Raw genomic sequence first — 14,891 nt, 5'->3', positions numbered from 1 at the left:
GGGTAAAGCACGCCTATGGGCCTGCTGTTACTACGTTGCCTTGTGACCTACTTCTTATCAAAGGCTTTCATGCAAAGAGGTTAGCCAATGAAACGACAAAAACGTGATCGCTTCCAACGGGCTTATGTTCACGGCTATAAAGCGGGCATTACGGGTCGCTCCCGTGATGATTGTCCCAGTCAAGATGTCAATTTACGCGAGTATTGGATGAGTGGTTGGCGTGAAGGTCGCGGCGACCAGTGGGATGGAATGACCGGCGTTTCCGGTATTCATAAAAACCCCATGGTTATGACCTAGTTTATTTACCTTTTATACATACATTTGGAGAACGGAGCCCGCTGCCAAGCGGGCTTTTTAATGCCCCAGCGGTAGCCGCTTCATTCACCCTGTTTGAGCGCTTTCGCACACTGCTGTACCAGCGCTGGGCCTTGGTAAATCAAGCCTGAATAGAGCTGTACTAAGTCCGCACCAGCGGCCATTTTCGCCTTTGCCGCTTCACCGCTATCAATACCGCCCACCCCAATAATTGGCAGCGTGGGGAGATGGGCGCGCAGCAGACGAATCACCGTGTTGGACGCCTCAAACACCGGCTTGCCAGAAAGCCCACCCGCTTCTTGAGCCTGGGGGTCATCACTGACCGCGTCCCGGGAAACGGTGGTATTGGTGGCAATCACGCCATCTAGCTCATTACGGGCAATGCTGCCTGCCACTAATGCCACTTCCTCTTCGCTCATGTCCGGGGCAATTTTCACCAGCAACGGCACGTTGCGGCCTGCTTGGGCATCCAGCTCGCGGCTTTTAGCGCGAATGGGTCCCAAAAGAGCATCTAACTGTTCGCCAAACTGCAGCGTACGCAGCCCTGGCGTATTCGGTGAGGAGATATTCACCGCAATGTAGTCCGCCACGCCGTGTACCGCGTTGAGGCAGGCCAGATAATCATTCAGGGCGTGCTCTACAGAGGTACTCAGGTTTTTGCCGATATTAATGCCCACAATACCGTTGTAGTGACGCTTTTTAACCTGGGCAACAAGGTGCTCTACCCCTTTGTTGTTGAAACCAAAGCGGTTGATGATCGCCTCATGCCCAGCTAGCCGAAACAGACGCGGTTTGGGGTTACCCGGCTGTGCTTTAGGGGTCACGGTGCCCACTTCTACAAAGCCAAACCCCAGTTCTCCCAGCGCATCGAGGTGGTCGGCGTTTTTGTCCAGCCCGGCGGCAAGCCCGACCCGGTTAGGAAAGCGCAGCCCCATGAGTTCGACAGGATCACTCACCGGCTCGCCATACACACGCTTAATACCGCCCACCTTATGCAGCGCGTCAAGCGCGTTCAGCGCCATGCTATGGGTAGTTTCGGGGTCCAGGCGGAATAGCAGCGAGCGGGCAATTGGGTACATCAGCAAGACTCTCCTGAGCGGTGGGCGAAGTGCGGGGCGGGCGCAGTATAACGCACATCGCCCCCTCTTCGCAGAATGAAAAAAGCCGCGTCCTGGTCTCCCAGAGCGCGGCTTTTCGTTAGAACGTAGCTTTTCTCATAGAACCCGTAAGGGCTTATGCTTTGCTATCGCTCTCCGCTAAATCCACCAACTCACGAACCGCGACGGCAAACAGCGCGAATCCGCCTTCGCTTCCGCCACGCACTTCGTCGATCAAGCGGCACCAGCGGCGGTGTAGCTCGGCGTGCTGCTCCAACCACTGGGCCACCCGCTCCTGGGTGTCGCGGCTGCCCGCCTCCAGCTTCAAGACGCTTGTCGTCAGCGCTAGCTGCTGGCGGTCGATATCATCGCGGAAGGTTTCCCGCGCCTGAGCCTGCCAGGAGTCGCGCACTTCAAGGTGCGTGACCTGCTGAATCATCCAGGGTAGCTCCAGGCGGCTGCCGATTTCATAGAACACCTCGGCTACCCGCTGGGGTTTCTCGTTGGTGATGCGGGCCGCTTGAATAATGCCCAGGCCAGCGTAGAGGCTCGGTGCCGCTGCCACGGTAGCAGCCAATGCTTCTGGCACACCAGCGGCTTGCAGCTCGTCGCAGCGCTTGCGCCATGCGGCCTGCTCTTCACCGCTCAGCAACTCGCCAATGCTCTCCTGCAGCTGCGCTAAGCGCGGACCGAAGTACTCAATGGTGTCCTGGGTCGAAAGCCCCAGGTGCTGACGCAGGAACCAGCGTGTTGCACGGCGAATCATGCGCATCAGGTCCAGCATCATGGAGTACTGCACACAGCTGGGCACTTGGTTATCCAGTGCTTCAATCTGTGCCCACAAATCGGTCAGGTTGAAGGCATCCCGGGCGACGACGTAGGCGCGGGCAATGTCGGCTCGGCCAGCACCGGTCGAATCCATCAAGCGGCGTACGAACACAATGCCCATGTGATCAACGAGGTCGTTAGCCACCTGCGTTGCCACGATTTCCCGCTTCAGGCGGTGGTCGTACATCTCGGCTTGATAGCGTTCGGTGAGCACGGCGGGGAACAAGCGCTCCAGATGACGGTGAATATAGAGATCGTCCGGCACGTCAGAGTTGATCAAGTCGCCCTTCAGGGTGCTCTTGGCGTAGGAGATTAGTACCGACAGCTCCGGCAGGCGCATGCCCTGGTTGTTGCTGGCACGCTCTTTCAGAACGTCATCGGCAGGCAGGAATTCAAGCTCGCGGTCTATTTGACCGGCGGACTCCAGCTCGCTGATAAAGCGACGATACGGCCCCATACCCTGATGGGAGAGAATTTCCGACAGATCCAGCGCCTGGGTCTGGCGGTAGTTATCCAGAATCACCAGATCGGCGACTTCTTCGGTCATATCGGCCAGCAGCTGGTTACGCTGCTTATCGGTCATATCGCCACGCTTGACCACTTCATCGATCAAGATTTTGATATTGACCTCGTGGTCGGAGCAGTTCACGCCGCCCGCGTTGTCGATAAAGTCGGTGTAGACTCGCACGCCGTTGGCGGCAGCTTCCATCCGGCCACGCTGGGTCAGGCCCAGGTTACCGCCCTCGCCGACCACACGGCAGTTCAGCTCTTTACCGTTGATGCGCAGCGCGTCGTTGGCTTTATCACCCACGTCCGCATCGGTCTCTTCTGAGCTTTTCACATAGGTGCCGATACCGCCGTTCCAAATCAGATCCACCTTCGCCTTGAGCATGGCGCGAATCAGATCGTTAGGAGACAAGCGCGTTTCTTCGATACCAAACACCTGCTGCATTTCCGGCGTGATGGTGATCGACTTGGCGCTGCGGCTGAACACCCCACCCCCCTGGGAGATCAGTTCGCTGCTGTAATCTTCCCAGCTGGAGCGCGGCAGATTGAACAGGCGCTTGCGCTCGGCAAAGGCCGCTGCGGCATCCGGGTTCGGGTCGACGAAGATGTGCAGGTGGTTGAAGGCGCCCACCAATTGGATCTTATCGGAAAGGAGCATACCGTTACCGAACACGTCCCCGGCCATGTCACCGATACCCACCACGGTAAACAGGTCCTGCTGGGTATTGACGCCCAGGTTGCGGAAGTGGCGCTTGACCGACTCCCAGGCGCCCCGTGCGGTGATCCCCATTTTCTTGTGGTCGTAGCCATTGGCGCCACCAGAGGCGAACGCATCCCCCAGCCAGTGGCCATACTCAATGGAAATTGCGTTGGCGATGTCCGAGAAAGTAGCGGTGCCTTTATCTGCGGCAACCACTAAGTAGGTGTCATCTTCATCGTGACGCACCACGTTTTGCGGCGGTACCACCTCGCCACCCACGAGATTATCGGTGACATCCAGCAGCGCGCGAATGAAGATTTGGTAGCACGCGATGCCTTCTTTCTGCTGGGTTTCGCGGTCGGCGTTTTCCGGCATGCGTTTGCACACAAAGCCGCCTTTCGCACCAACGGGCACGATTACCGCGTTTTTCACCTGCTGCGCTTTAACGAGGCCCAGCACTTCGGTACGGAAATCTTCAAGACGGTCCGACCAGCGCAGGCCGCCACGCGCCACTTTGCCACCGCGCAGGTGAACGCCTTCGACACGCGGCGAGCAGACGAAAATCTCGTAGGCCGGACGCGGCTTGGGCATACCCGTTACTTTCGACGGTTCAAGCTTGTAGGCAATGTAATCCTTGAAGCGGCCATCGCCAGTTTTCTGGTAATAGTTGGTGCGCAGCGTGGCCTGGATCAGCTCCATGAAACGGCGCAGCAGCTGGTCGTCATTGAGGCTGGCAACGCCTTCCAGGTGCTCGTTAAGGCGTGCTAAGCAGTCGTCTAGGTTACTGGGCTGTTGGGCCGGGTCGAAACGTAAGCGGAACAGCTCAACCAGGGTTTGGGTGATGGCCGGATAGTTGGCCAGCGTTGCAGCGATGTAGTCCTGGGACATGCCGAAGCGGATCTGTTTCAAATAGCGGGCATAGCCGCGCAACATAGCCACTTCACGCCAGTCCAGGCCAGCACTGATAATCAGACGGTTAAAGGCGTCATTATCGGCCTCGCCTGCCCAAATGCGCTTGAACGCTTCGCTGAAGGTGTCGCGCATTTCGCTCAGGTTGACGCCTTCGCGGCTATGCTCCAGCTCAAAGTCGTGAATCCAATAGCGCTGCTGCGGCGCATTGATATCGTAGGGGCGCTCGCCAATCACGCGCAGGCCGAGATTTTCCATCATCGGCAACACATCAGAGAGCGGAATTTGCGATTCGCGGTGGAACAGTTTCAGGTTCATGCCGCCCGCCTGCTCTTCCAGCGGGCGGTAGAGCGATAGCGACAGGTCATGGCCACTATCCAAGGTTAACAGGTGGTGAACGTCAAATACCGCCGTGCGGGCATTGAAGTCTTCCCGGTAACTAGCGGAGAACGCATCGTGGAACTGATCGATCAGATGGTTAGCACGCTCTTCACCAAAACCTTCGACCATGGCTTCCTGCAGCTCGTCGCGCCAGCTGCGCGCCAAGCGGGCGACTTTGCTCTCCAAACGCTTCAGGTCGTACTGGCTGGGGGCGTCGCCGTTAAAACGTAGAATAAGCTGGATACGCGCCAGCACCGACTCGGATAAGTAGGTATTGAAGTCGCCAAAGTGGGCATCCAACTCATCACACAGCATGCCCTGAATGCGCTGGCGCAGGTCGGTAGAGAACACGTCCCGTGGTACAAACACCAGGCAAGAGTAGAACTTACCGCTAACATCGGCGCGGATAAACAGGCGCACCTGGCGGCGCTCACGAATATTGAGAATACCCAACGCGGTGCTGGCCAGGGATTCCGTGCTGATCTGGAACAGATCATCGCGGGGGTAGACTTCCAACACCTGCAGCAGCTGCTTGCCGTTGTGGCCCTGGGGATTGAAGCCAGCGATATCCATCACGGCCTTGAGCTTGCGGCGCAGCAACGGAATATTGCGCGGCGACTCGTTGTATACCGTGGCGGTGAACAAGCCAAAGAAACGACGCTCGCCGATCACATTGCCGTCATCGTCGTAGCGGTCGACGGTGATGTAGTCTGGATAAGTGGGGCGATGCACGCGGGAGTGGTGCGCGCTTTTGGCGAACGAGAGCAGTTGCGGCACCAGCACGTAGTCGTCGTGCTCGCCGATGCCCTCTTCGGTACGGATACGCTCACGGTAGCGCGGCTGATCTAGGCGGAATACGCCCAGCACGCTGTTAGGATCGCGCTGCAGCTCGTTACCGTCCAGCAGGTACTCGTCATAGCCAAGGAAGGTGAAGTTATCCTTCAACAGCCACTCTAGGAAGGCAATGGCTTCTTCGTGGTCATCCGGGTCAATTTGCGGTGGGCAGTTCTTTTCCAGCTCTTGAATGGCGGAAGTAATCTGACCGCACATGGCATCAAAATCGCTCACGGCGGTACGCACATCGCGCAGCACTTCATGCAGATTGCGCTCAATTTTTGCCAGGAACTCAGCGTCGGTGTGGCGATCGACTTCGATCACAATCAGCGATTCACGGGCGTCCGGTGCATTCTCATCTTTGGGAGAGGTGAGCGCCTTCAGCTGATGCTGGCTATCACGGGCCACGGCGAACACGGCGTTTTGAATGGCGTGTACCGTTAGGCCGCGACGGTTGAGTTCGATGCGCACGGAGTCGACCAAAAACGGCATGTCTTCATGGAGCACCGCCACAAAGGTGTGGGTCGACTGCCAACCATGCTCTTCAAAGTCCGGGTTAAAAATACGCACTTTGGGGCTTTGCGGGTCATGGTGCTGTAAAAACTGCCAGATGGAGAGCGTCGCGCCGTAAAGGTCATCCAACCGACGGTCTACCAGGTCTTCCACCGGTACCGTGGCGTAAAAGTGGCGTGCAAAGGCTTCGATGGCGGCCGCCCTTGCTGGCTCCAGTCGCGCTTCCAATCGCTCTTTTAGCTGCTTTAAAAGATCCTGCCGACTCTCTTCAATCGCAACGTAATGCATCCATCACCTCGACTGCCTGGGGCCACTACATAGGCCAAAAAAACGAAGGACAATAGGCCTTTAGGCCACTCTACCTGTTAGCTTACGCTACCCAGGATCGCCACCCTAACCATCTGACAGGTTATTCATGGAGTATGCCGCTTGTGCATCATAAGCACTATTGACAAGTTCAGCGTATCAGCTTTGTGAGTCCACTTGTGGCTGCCGACGGGTCAGCAACACACCACACTCACAGTGGTGGGTAAACGGGAACTGGTCAAATAGCGCAAAACGCTCAATATCGTGGGTCTTAGTCAGTAGCGTTAAGTTTTCGGCAAGCGTGGCCGGGTTGCATGAAATATAGACGATTTGAGCGTATTCGCTGATTTGTTGGCAGCTTTGCTCATCTAGCCCGGCCCTGGGCGGGTCGACTAACACGGTTGAAAAGTCATACTCGTCCAGCGCCATCTCGGCCACGCGGCGGCCCTCTTTTTCCCCTTTCAGTGCCAGTGCAAACTCTTCCGCCGACATGCGGGCCACGTGGGCATTGGTCACGCCATTGGCTTCAAGGTTGACGTTGGCGCTAGCGACAGAGGTGCGCGAAATCTCGGTGGCCAGCACGCGGCGGAAGTTCTCAGCCAGCGCAATGGTGAAGTTGCCGTTGCCGCAATACAGCTCCACCAGATCTTCTGTTTGGCGGCCTTGCGTGGCTTCTTTAGCCCAGCTCAGCATGGTTTGGCAAATATGCGCGTTGGGCTGGGTAAAGCTATTTTCTACCTGCTGGTAGTGCAGCGTGCGGCCATCCACCGTGAGCCGCTCCCATACGTGATCCTGGGTCAGTACCAGACGCTGCTTACGCGAACGGCCTATGATCATGATATCTAGGGCTTTTTCCAGAGCACGGGCTTCGGCTTCCCAGGCATCGCCCAGCGGGCGATGGTAGATCAACGTGACCAGCGCTTGCCCCGAGAGCGTGGTTAAAAACTCCACCTGGAATAGACGACGGCGCAACTCGTCGCTGGCGAGAAAGGCGTCGCGCAGCTTAGGCATTAGCTCATTGATATGGGCGCTGGCCACCGGAAACTGATCTAACCGAACCACTCGTTTGTTTTTGGGGTTTTCCGGGTCGACCTCGAACATAGCGTAAAAGAGATCGTCCTCTTCATGCCAAATGCGAAACTCGCAACGCTGGCGATAATGGCTGGGTGGCGAAGGGTACACCTCCAGGGCAGGCGTATCGAACGCGGCAAAGGTGCTTTCCACATAGGCTTGCTTCTCAGCCAGCTGTTCGTCGTAGCGTGCTGGATCTACTGTAGGGATCGCCAAGGTGGCTCCTCATCACTCAATATTAAAATAGGAAAAAAGACGTTTATTCACCGCCGCCTAGCGGGCGCCGTGCAGTACGAGCGGCCGTGGTTCATGAAAGCCGTAGCGGGCGAAGCCATCGGTAAGCGCCTGAGCAGGCGCCGTGGTGAAGCAACGGCCATCGTGTGCACTGCTCACTAGGGTAGTGGCCACTTGCCCCACCCGGCGGGCAATGGCATCACCGGAGTCTACCCATGTGATAGGCGCTGGTGCCAGCGTGACTAATAGTGGTTGCAGCAACGGAAAGTGGGTGCAGCCAAGCACGACAGTATCTAGCGCGGGGCTCTCTAGGGTGGCTTGCCATAGCGGCGCTAGCGCTTGCTGAATGCGCGGTGCGTTGAGCGGCGTTCCGGCTAGCCACGCTTCAGCTTCGGTAACCAGGGCATCTGCCGCTATTTTGGTCACCACGCAGTCACTGGCAAAGCTGTCGATTAGCCCCTGGGTATAGGGGCGATTCACCGTAGCCGTCGTCGCCAACAAGCCAATATGGCGCGATGTGCTCATCAGCGCTGCCGGTTTAATCGCGGGCACGGTACCAATGACAGGAATTGAGAGCGTTTGGCGCAGCCCTTCTAGGGCAAGGGTGCTGGCAGTATTACAGGCAACCACCAGCACGCTGGCTTGGCACGCTTGGACTGCCGCCTGGCAAACCATCACAATCCGCTTAGCGAGGGTCGCATCGTCGCGCAGGCCGTAAGGTAGCCAAGCGTTGTCGCAGGCGTAGCACAGGGCAGCCGATGGATAGTGCTGGCGCAGCGCACGGGCAACGGAAAGCCCGCCCACGCCGGAATCAAAAATCAGTATAGGCCCTGACATCACCCTTCACCTGCACAGTCCGCTATGTAGAAACCCACCCCATTAATAGTGGCGCTACTGGCAACGGCCACCACGCAATGACTCAACTTTTCAGCCGCCCAATAAAAACGGGGCGCCAGTTTAACACGCCCCGTTCGGCTCTGAAGGATTCACATTTGACAGGAGTTACAGTGCTGGAACTTCCGCACCGCATAGTTCAGCGTAAAGCTCTGGGTAGGCGAGTTGCAGACGCTCCAGCTCTTTTTCGGCCCCTTCGGGCAGGGCCTGACGTAGCTCCTCCATATCCTCTTCGCTGAAGTGCTTATCGATCAGTGGGAAAAGCCCCTCGCGCTCGTGACGCAGATAGCCGCGGTGGGCTTCCAGGTACGCTTTGAGATCTTCGGCAAAGCGATCCATGGGCAGGATGTTATCCATCAGGATCATATCGATATCTTGGGACAGACGCATTAAGCGCGGCTTTAGCTCGCGATAGTCGTTAGTCATTTGCTCCATCAGCGGGAGGTGCTCTGGAGCCTGGGTTTTGAGCCGTTCAACGCAGATGCGCTCAAGGGGCGTAGCAAAACCGTCCATGTAGGACAAAATGTAATCGACCACCTCACGCATCAGTTGAAAGTCGGGCCGCTCGCCGTTGGCCAAGGTTTTATGCTTTAGCTGCAGCACATGGAGCATTCGCGCCATGTTGGCATGATCTAGACGCAGTTGGTTTAACATCGTGCCGTCTCCTTCGTAAGTGTCATGCCTGCCGCTCTCCCTACGGAGCATTAGGCACGCGATCATGAGCTGGGTTCTACTACACTAGCGTTAATCCCTGCCTTGCGCCTCTAAGATTACGAACGCTGGCGGGCGCTTCTTATTGTTATGCCACAAGGTAGTCTGACGTTACCCTATTTACCACAGACACTTATTAAGCGTTAATTGTTCAACGCCTCGATTTACAACGGAAGTTTATATGGATCTTTTTGAAGCCACTCCAGGTGAAGACGCTCCGCTTGCCTTTCGCATGCGCCCTTTGACGCTTGATGACTACATTGGCCAGCAGGCGCTTGTGGGGCCGGACAAACCGCTGCGCCGCATGGCGGAGTCGGGCGTAGTGCGCTCTATGATCTTGTGGGGGCCACCGGGCGTAGGCAAGACCACCCTGGCAGAGCTGTTAGCACGTGCGTCTGAAGCGCATCTTGAGCACCTAAGTGCGGTGATGGCTGGCGTAAAAGAGATTCGTGCGGTGGTAGAGCGCGCTCGCCAGCGCTCCTCGCCCACGCTTCTCTTTTTAGATGAGATTCACCGTTTGAACAAGAGCCAACAGGACGCCCTGCTGCCTCATGTGGAGTCCGGCCTGTTAACGCTGATTGGCGCCACCACTGAAAATCCCTCCTTCGAGGTGAACTCAGCGCTGCTCTCACGCGCGCGTGTTTATGTGCTAAAGCCACTAACCCAGCAAGAGCTTATTCAGGTGATGCAGCAAGCATTGGCACATGACCAGCGCGGCCTGGGCAAGCGACCAATTGACATAGAGCCTGGCGTACTGGAAGCCCTCGCCCATGCTAGCGCGGGGGATGCCCGGAGAGCCTTAGGGCTACTGGAAACGGCTTGTGATTTTACCGAACAGCAAGATGGTCGCGAGGTGCTACGCAAAGCGGTACTGGCGGATGTAGTCGGCCATCAGTCCAGCGCGTTTGATAAGCAAGGCGATGCTTACTATGACCTGCTATCCGCCATCCATAAATCGATCCGATCGTCGCGCCCTGATGCCGCACTTTTGTACATGGCGCGCTTTATCCAGGGCGGCGGCGACCCATTGGATATCGTGCGGCGCTTAACCGCCATTGCCTCGGAAGACGTAGGCAATGCCGACCCGCGCGCCCTGCCGCTCGTCATCGCCGCCTGGGATGCCTATTTGCGCCTGGGCGATTATGAGGGCCAACGGGCGATTGCCCATGCAGCGATTCATCTGGCAGTGGCACCTAAAAGTAACCGCATTGACCGGGCCTGGAAAAGCGCCCAGCAGTTTGTCCAGCAGCAGCCCCAGGTGGAAGTACCCACCTACCTACGCAACGCACCTACCAAACTGATGGAGCAGCTAGGCCATGGCGAGGGCTACCGATATGCTCATAACGAAGCGGATGGCTATCCAGCGGGCAGCACTCACGACTGTTGGCCGGAAGGCGTGCCGAAAACACGCTTTTACGAGCCGAGTCCGTTTGGCCAGGAGAAGCGGTTTGGGGAAATCATGGCGTGGCGGGAGCAGCGGGATCAGGAAGCAGATCAGGCACCCTAAAAGTGCCTGATAAACTGCGTTAACACGGTGAAGTAACCGCCAGAGATTTAAAGCTCTTCGCGGATAACGTCGGTGCCTTCAGGAATCTGGAAATCAAATAGACCACGATCAATGCTGCCATTGCGAGTAATGTCGCTGAAGGTGATGGCGGTGCGCTGGCCAGTGCTGTCCATCATCCACAGCTCGGTCAGGATCTGACCTTCAAAGACCATGCTCAGCTCTTCAAATAGCGTGTCTGCCAGCGTAGGAATCAGCGTAAACACGTCATCGCCGTCCTGCTGCTCGTAAAACACATCGTAGCTGGCGGTTAGCTCATCGGCGCTACCTGACAGCAATAGCGCGGGCGTGTGGGTAACACGGTCATCCATCGCTTGCACGGTCACTTGCTCAAGATCTGGATCGTAAAGGTAGACATCTTCACCATCAGAGACCACGGTTTGCGAGTACGGAGCTTCAACTTCCCAACGCAGCATACCCGGGCGCGATAACCACATTTCCCCACGGGCACTCTGAAGACGCTCACCGCCACCATCCAGAATCTGCTGTTCAAAAGTCGCGTGGTAGTTTTCCAGAGGATCCAGGCGCTCGGTAAGCCGCTCTGCGGCCTCATTGGCCCACGCTGTCATCGGTGCAGCAAAGGTTAACCCGAGCGCACTGGCGGCAAGTACCAACGCAGGTGAGCGACGGTTAGAGGGTTCGCGCATGTTCTTTCTCCCTAGGCATTCATTGCCGAATAGCGGACGAGGCAAGGAGCGATAAGACGTTCCGTATGCCTCTCAGACGTAAAAAGCGCCGCAGGGTTTCGCCTGCGGCGCGACTTTCACGCTTATTGCATGATTGGTGAGGCCACGCTTAGTGACCAACCGGCGGCGGTGCCAGCACTTCGCGAGCGCCGTTGGTGCCCATAGAGGAGACAACGCCTGCGCCCTCCATGGCTTCAACTAAGCGTGCCGCTCGGTTATAGCCAATTTTAAATCGCCGCTGCACGGCAGAAATCGAGGCCTTACGGGTCTCGGTTACAAACTGCACCGCTTCATCGTAAAGCGCATCCTGCTCGGCATCGTCGCCATCAATCCCTTCCGCTTCAAGCCCAGTTAGTGCATCCGCAGAAACACCGCCGGAAAGAATCTCCTCAATGTACTCAGGCTCGCCGCGACGCTTCCAATCATCGACCACCCGATGGACTTCATCGTCGTCCACGAAGGCACCGTGAACCCGATTAGGCGGCCCGGAACCGGCGGGCAGGTAGAGCATATCCCCATGTCCCAGCAGGCTCTCTGCCCCACCTTGATCCAGAATGGTACGCGAATCGATTCGCGAGGAGACCTGGAAGGCCATTCGCGAAGGAATGTTCGCCTTGATCAAACCAGTCACCACATCCACCGATGGACGCTGGGTGGCAAGAATCAGGTGAATACCGGCAGCCCGCGCTTTTTGTGCCAGACGTGCGATTAGCTCTTCAACCTTTTTGCCGACGATCATAAACATATCGGCAAACTCATCGATGACCACCACGATGTAGGGCAGCTTCTCCAGCACCGGCGGCGTTTGGTGCATCTCCCAGGGCTGCGGCTCCCATAATGGGTCGGCCACCTGGGCGCCGGCACGCTCGGCTTCGTCTAGGCGGGCGTTAAAGCCGGCAATATTACGTACGCCCATCGCCGCCATCAGCTTATAGCGACGCTCCATTTCCGCCACGCACCAGCGCAGGCTGTTGGCCGCCTCTTTCATATCGGTGACCACCGGCGCCAGCAGGTGCGGAATACCGTCATACACCGATAGCTCCAGCATCTTGGGGTCGACCATGATCAGCTTGAGCTCATCGGGTTTAGCCTTGAGCAGCATGGAGATCAGCATCGCGTTGACCCCCACCGATTTACCCGAACCGGTCGTACCGGCCACCAGCAGGTGGGGCATTTTGCCTAGGTTCGCGACCACCGGCCCACCGCCAATATCTTGGCCCAGCGCCATCGTTAGCGGTGAGCTCTCCTGCTGATAGCGGTCAGAGTCGATCACTTCACGCAGGCGAATCATCGCGCGGTGCGGGTTAGGAATTTCGATCCCCACCGTTGGCCGACCGGGAATGACCTCTACTACGCGAACGCTTTTCACCATCAGCGAACGAGCAAGGTCTTTCGCCAAATTGCTGATTTTGGAAACCTTCACCCCGGCAGCAGGCTTGATCTCGAAACGTGTAATGACCGGCCCCGGCCACGTATCGACCACTTCAGCTTTTACACCGTATTCACGTAACCTGACTTCCAGGAGTTCCGCCATATCGGCCAGCTGCTCATCCGTGTAGTTCGGCTGATGCGGCTCCGGCGGTGTGAGCAGCTGTAGGCTGGGCACCTCGCCCTCGGGCTCTGGAAGCGTTTCAAACGCTGGGCGCTGGCTCTGCAGATGCTCCACCGTCCACAGCGTGGGGCCGTTATCCGCTTCCTCCTCAACTTGCTCGGTAGAGAAGGTTGGCTCATGGCGCGAGCTGGCAGTAGTAGATGCGACAGGCCTGACGGATAACTCATCGTCATCTTCGTCATCCCACACTGGCTCTGGCACTACTTCCGGCACTCGCTCCCGGCGCGGTTCAGCCGCTATGGAGGGAGCTTGGTAGGCTGGCTGGCTGTCTTCACTGCGCAGCGTGACTGGTTCGGGGTGCTCTGACTCCGGCTCTGGGCGGCTCGTAAACGCGGTGGATGCTGATGGCTCAGTAGCTTCCGGTTCCCACTCATCGCGCGTTGCACGCAGCGGTACAGAAGCTGCATAGAGCTCACGCTCCTGCTCATCTTCAACCCGCAGCGGTTTATTGCTACCCAATTCATGGGTAGGTACCGGCTCGGGTGTTTCAGTTGGCGCAGGTGTTTCAGGCTTAGGCGCTGGAACTTTTTCAACTGCAGACTCAGGCTGTTGCGTTGGCTCCGGTTCTTTAGCGGATAACGACATTAGTGGTTCACTGGGCGCTTCTGGCTCCTGCGTCTTGGCAGGCGCTGGCGGAGTCGCTTCTGGCGCGGCCGTCCGAGGCTCTGAGGTGCTTTGCGGCTTCGCTCCATGGCGTTCGCTCAGTACAGTGGCTGCCTCCCAAGGAATGGAGGTATCCGCAGCAGATGTCTCTTCTTGCGTCTCTTCTGCAGGTGCTGAGAAGCTTGGCTCACGCCGCTCGCGACGACTTGATGGTGAACGCTCACTAACGGCAGGGCGCTCCTGCGGCGCAGGCGATTCACTGGCGCGAGGTACAGCATTGACGGCTGGAGTCTCTTCTTTCTCATCTACCGCGTCCGCACTGGTATCGCTAGGCTCTGCCCAGGAGCGCTGCTTCACTTTTTTAGACGCCGCTTTAGCAGCCGCACGCACGGCAGCGCGCTCAGCACGCTTTTCACGACCTTTAGCACGGCGAGCGCTAAACCATCCGCCGATACGGCACAGCTTGCGTCCAACTTCATCGGCCACCTGTAACCACGACATGCCGCTGAACAACGGGAAGCCAATCAGAATTAGCGCGGCGGCAATCAAGCCGACACCACCGCTACTCACCAACGGTTTCAGCGTACCGACGAGCCCTTCGCCTAAAATACCGCCTGAGGCATAGGGCAGAATGCTATCTGGATGATAAAAGTGCAGTGCGCCCAGCATGGTCGTACCGAACATTAGCAACACCAAACCGCCTGCGCGCACGGCAATAGCGACGGGGTCTAACTCAAAGCGCACCTGGCGTGAGCGCATCAGCCACCAAGCGGCGTAACCAAACATTCCCGGCCACCACAGGGCACTAGCCCCGAGCAGTGAATAGAGCACGTCGGCCAGCCATGCACCAACCGGGCCCATCCAGTTACGCACATCGGTTTCAGGCCCTTGGTACGACCAGCCGGGGTCGGCTGGATGGTAGCTAAACAGCGCCAATAGCAAAAAGACGCAGAGCGCCAGCATCACAACCACCACCCCTTCACGGGCGGATCCTTGCAGGCGCAAGCCAAACCGGCGCGCCTTATCCTTTGCGGCATTCACCCGCGTCGATGAATTAGAACTAGATGGTGACTGACGCGACTGTCGCTGCGTTCGCTTGTCTACCGCCTTATTTACTTTCAAGCGA

General features: G+C 57.5%; 9 protein-coding genes. 2 read left to right on the top strand and 7 right to left on the bottom strand.

Features of this window, described 5'->3' with window-relative positions:
- The first annotated feature begins 87 nt into the window (after positions 1 to 87).
- Positions 88 to 297, top strand: a complete 210-nt coding sequence (gene rmf / locus A3220_RS05330) for a ribosome modulation factor (RefSeq protein ID WP_009722578.1) — start codon at positions 88 to 90, stop codon at positions 295 to 297.
- Between the two features lie 80 nt (positions 298 to 377).
- On the opposite strand, the gene A3220_RS05325 is transcribed toward rmf, so the two are convergent.
- The 5 genes from A3220_RS05325 to A3220_RS05305 form a co-directional block, all read right to left on the bottom strand.
- Positions 378 to 1,394 carry a quinone-dependent dihydroorotate dehydrogenase gene (locus tag A3220_RS05325; protein ID WP_058576909.1) on the bottom strand — a complete coding sequence of 339 codons (1,017 nt, stop codon included), beginning with the start codon at positions 1,392 to 1,394 and terminating at the stop codon, positions 378 to 380.
- Between the two features lie 154 nt (positions 1,395 to 1,548).
- Complete coding sequence (locus A3220_RS05320; RefSeq protein ID WP_062373650.1) at positions 1,549 to 6,372, bottom strand: NAD-glutamate dehydrogenase; 4,824 nt, start codon at positions 6,370 to 6,372, stop codon at positions 1,549 to 1,551.
- Positions 6,373 to 6,549: 177 nt separating this feature from the next.
- On the bottom strand, positions 6,550 to 7,677 hold the full coding sequence (gene trmA, locus A3220_RS05315) for a tRNA (uridine(54)-C5)-methyltransferase TrmA (RefSeq protein WP_058576911.1): 1,128 nt from the start codon (positions 7,675 to 7,677) through the stop codon (positions 6,550 to 6,552).
- Between the two features lie 57 nt (positions 7,678 to 7,734).
- Positions 7,735 to 8,532 carry a glutamate racemase gene (gene murI / locus A3220_RS05310; RefSeq protein WP_058576912.1) on the bottom strand — a complete coding sequence of 266 codons (798 nt, stop codon included), beginning with the start codon at positions 8,530 to 8,532 and terminating at the stop codon, positions 7,735 to 7,737.
- 165 nt (positions 8,533 to 8,697) lie between these two features.
- The gene (locus A3220_RS05305) at positions 8,698 to 9,243 is read right to left on the bottom strand and encodes a hemerythrin domain-containing protein (protein ID WP_062373647.1); all 546 of its coding nucleotides are present in this window, start codon (positions 9,241 to 9,243) and stop codon (positions 8,698 to 8,700) included.
- Positions 9,244 to 9,481: 238 nt separating this feature from the next.
- Between A3220_RS05305 and A3220_RS05300 the strand changes: the two genes are divergently transcribed.
- Positions 9,482 to 10,807: a replication-associated recombination protein A gene (locus A3220_RS05300; RefSeq protein WP_062373644.1), complete on the top strand. Its 1,326-nt coding sequence runs from the start codon at positions 9,482 to 9,484 to the stop codon at positions 10,805 to 10,807.
- 47 nt (positions 10,808 to 10,854) lie between these two features.
- On the opposite strand, the gene lolA is transcribed toward A3220_RS05300, so the two are convergent.
- Together lolA and A3220_RS05290 are read right to left on the bottom strand one after the other, a co-directional pair.
- Positions 10,855 to 11,511, bottom strand: coding sequence for an outer membrane lipoprotein chaperone LolA (lolA, locus tag A3220_RS05295; RefSeq protein ID WP_044627795.1), 657 nt, complete (start codon positions 11,509 to 11,511; stop codon positions 10,855 to 10,857).
- Positions 11,512 to 11,659: 148 nt separating this feature from the next.
- A complete protein-coding gene (locus A3220_RS05290) occupies positions 11,660 to 14,887 on the bottom strand; it encodes a DNA translocase FtsK (RefSeq protein ID WP_062373642.1) in 3,228 nt (1,075 codons plus the stop codon).
- Positions 14,888 to 14,891: the final 4 nt, after the last annotated feature.

It is taken from the genome of Halomonas sp. KX33721 (assembly GCF_001596805.1).
GTDB classification, from domain to species: domain Bacteria; phylum Pseudomonadota; class Gammaproteobacteria; order Pseudomonadales; family Halomonadaceae; genus Vreelandella; species Vreelandella aquamarina.
This window is presented reverse-complemented; position numbering and strand designations above follow the sequence as displayed.

What these genes read in the sequence shown, in the direction of transcription:
- lolA (WP_044627795.1), bottom strand. Translation starts at nt 11,511, where the DNA reads ATGCGCGAACCCTCTAACCGTCGCTCACCTGCGTTGGTACTTGCCGCC.
- A3220_RS05300 (WP_062373644.1), top strand. Translation starts at nt 9,482, where the DNA reads ATGGATCTTTTTGAAGCCACTCCAGGTGAAGACGCTCCGCTTGCCTTT.
- A3220_RS05305 (WP_062373647.1), bottom strand. Translation starts at nt 9,243, where the DNA reads ATGTTAAACCAACTGCGTCTAGATCATGCCAACATGGCGCGAATGCTC.
- murI (WP_058576912.1), bottom strand. Translation starts at nt 8,532, where the DNA reads ATGTCAGGGCCTATACTGATTTTTGATTCCGGCGTGGGCGGGCTTTCC.
- A3220_RS05320 (WP_062373650.1), bottom strand. Translation starts at nt 6,372, where the DNA reads ATGCATTACGTTGCGATTGAAGAGAGTCGGCAGGATCTTTTAAAGCAG.
- rmf (WP_009722578.1), top strand. Translation starts at nt 88, where the DNA reads ATGAAACGACAAAAACGTGATCGCTTCCAACGGGCTTATGTTCACGGC.
- A3220_RS05325 (WP_058576909.1), bottom strand. Translation starts at nt 1,394, where the DNA reads ATGTACCCAATTGCCCGCTCGCTGCTATTCCGCCTGGACCCCGAAACT.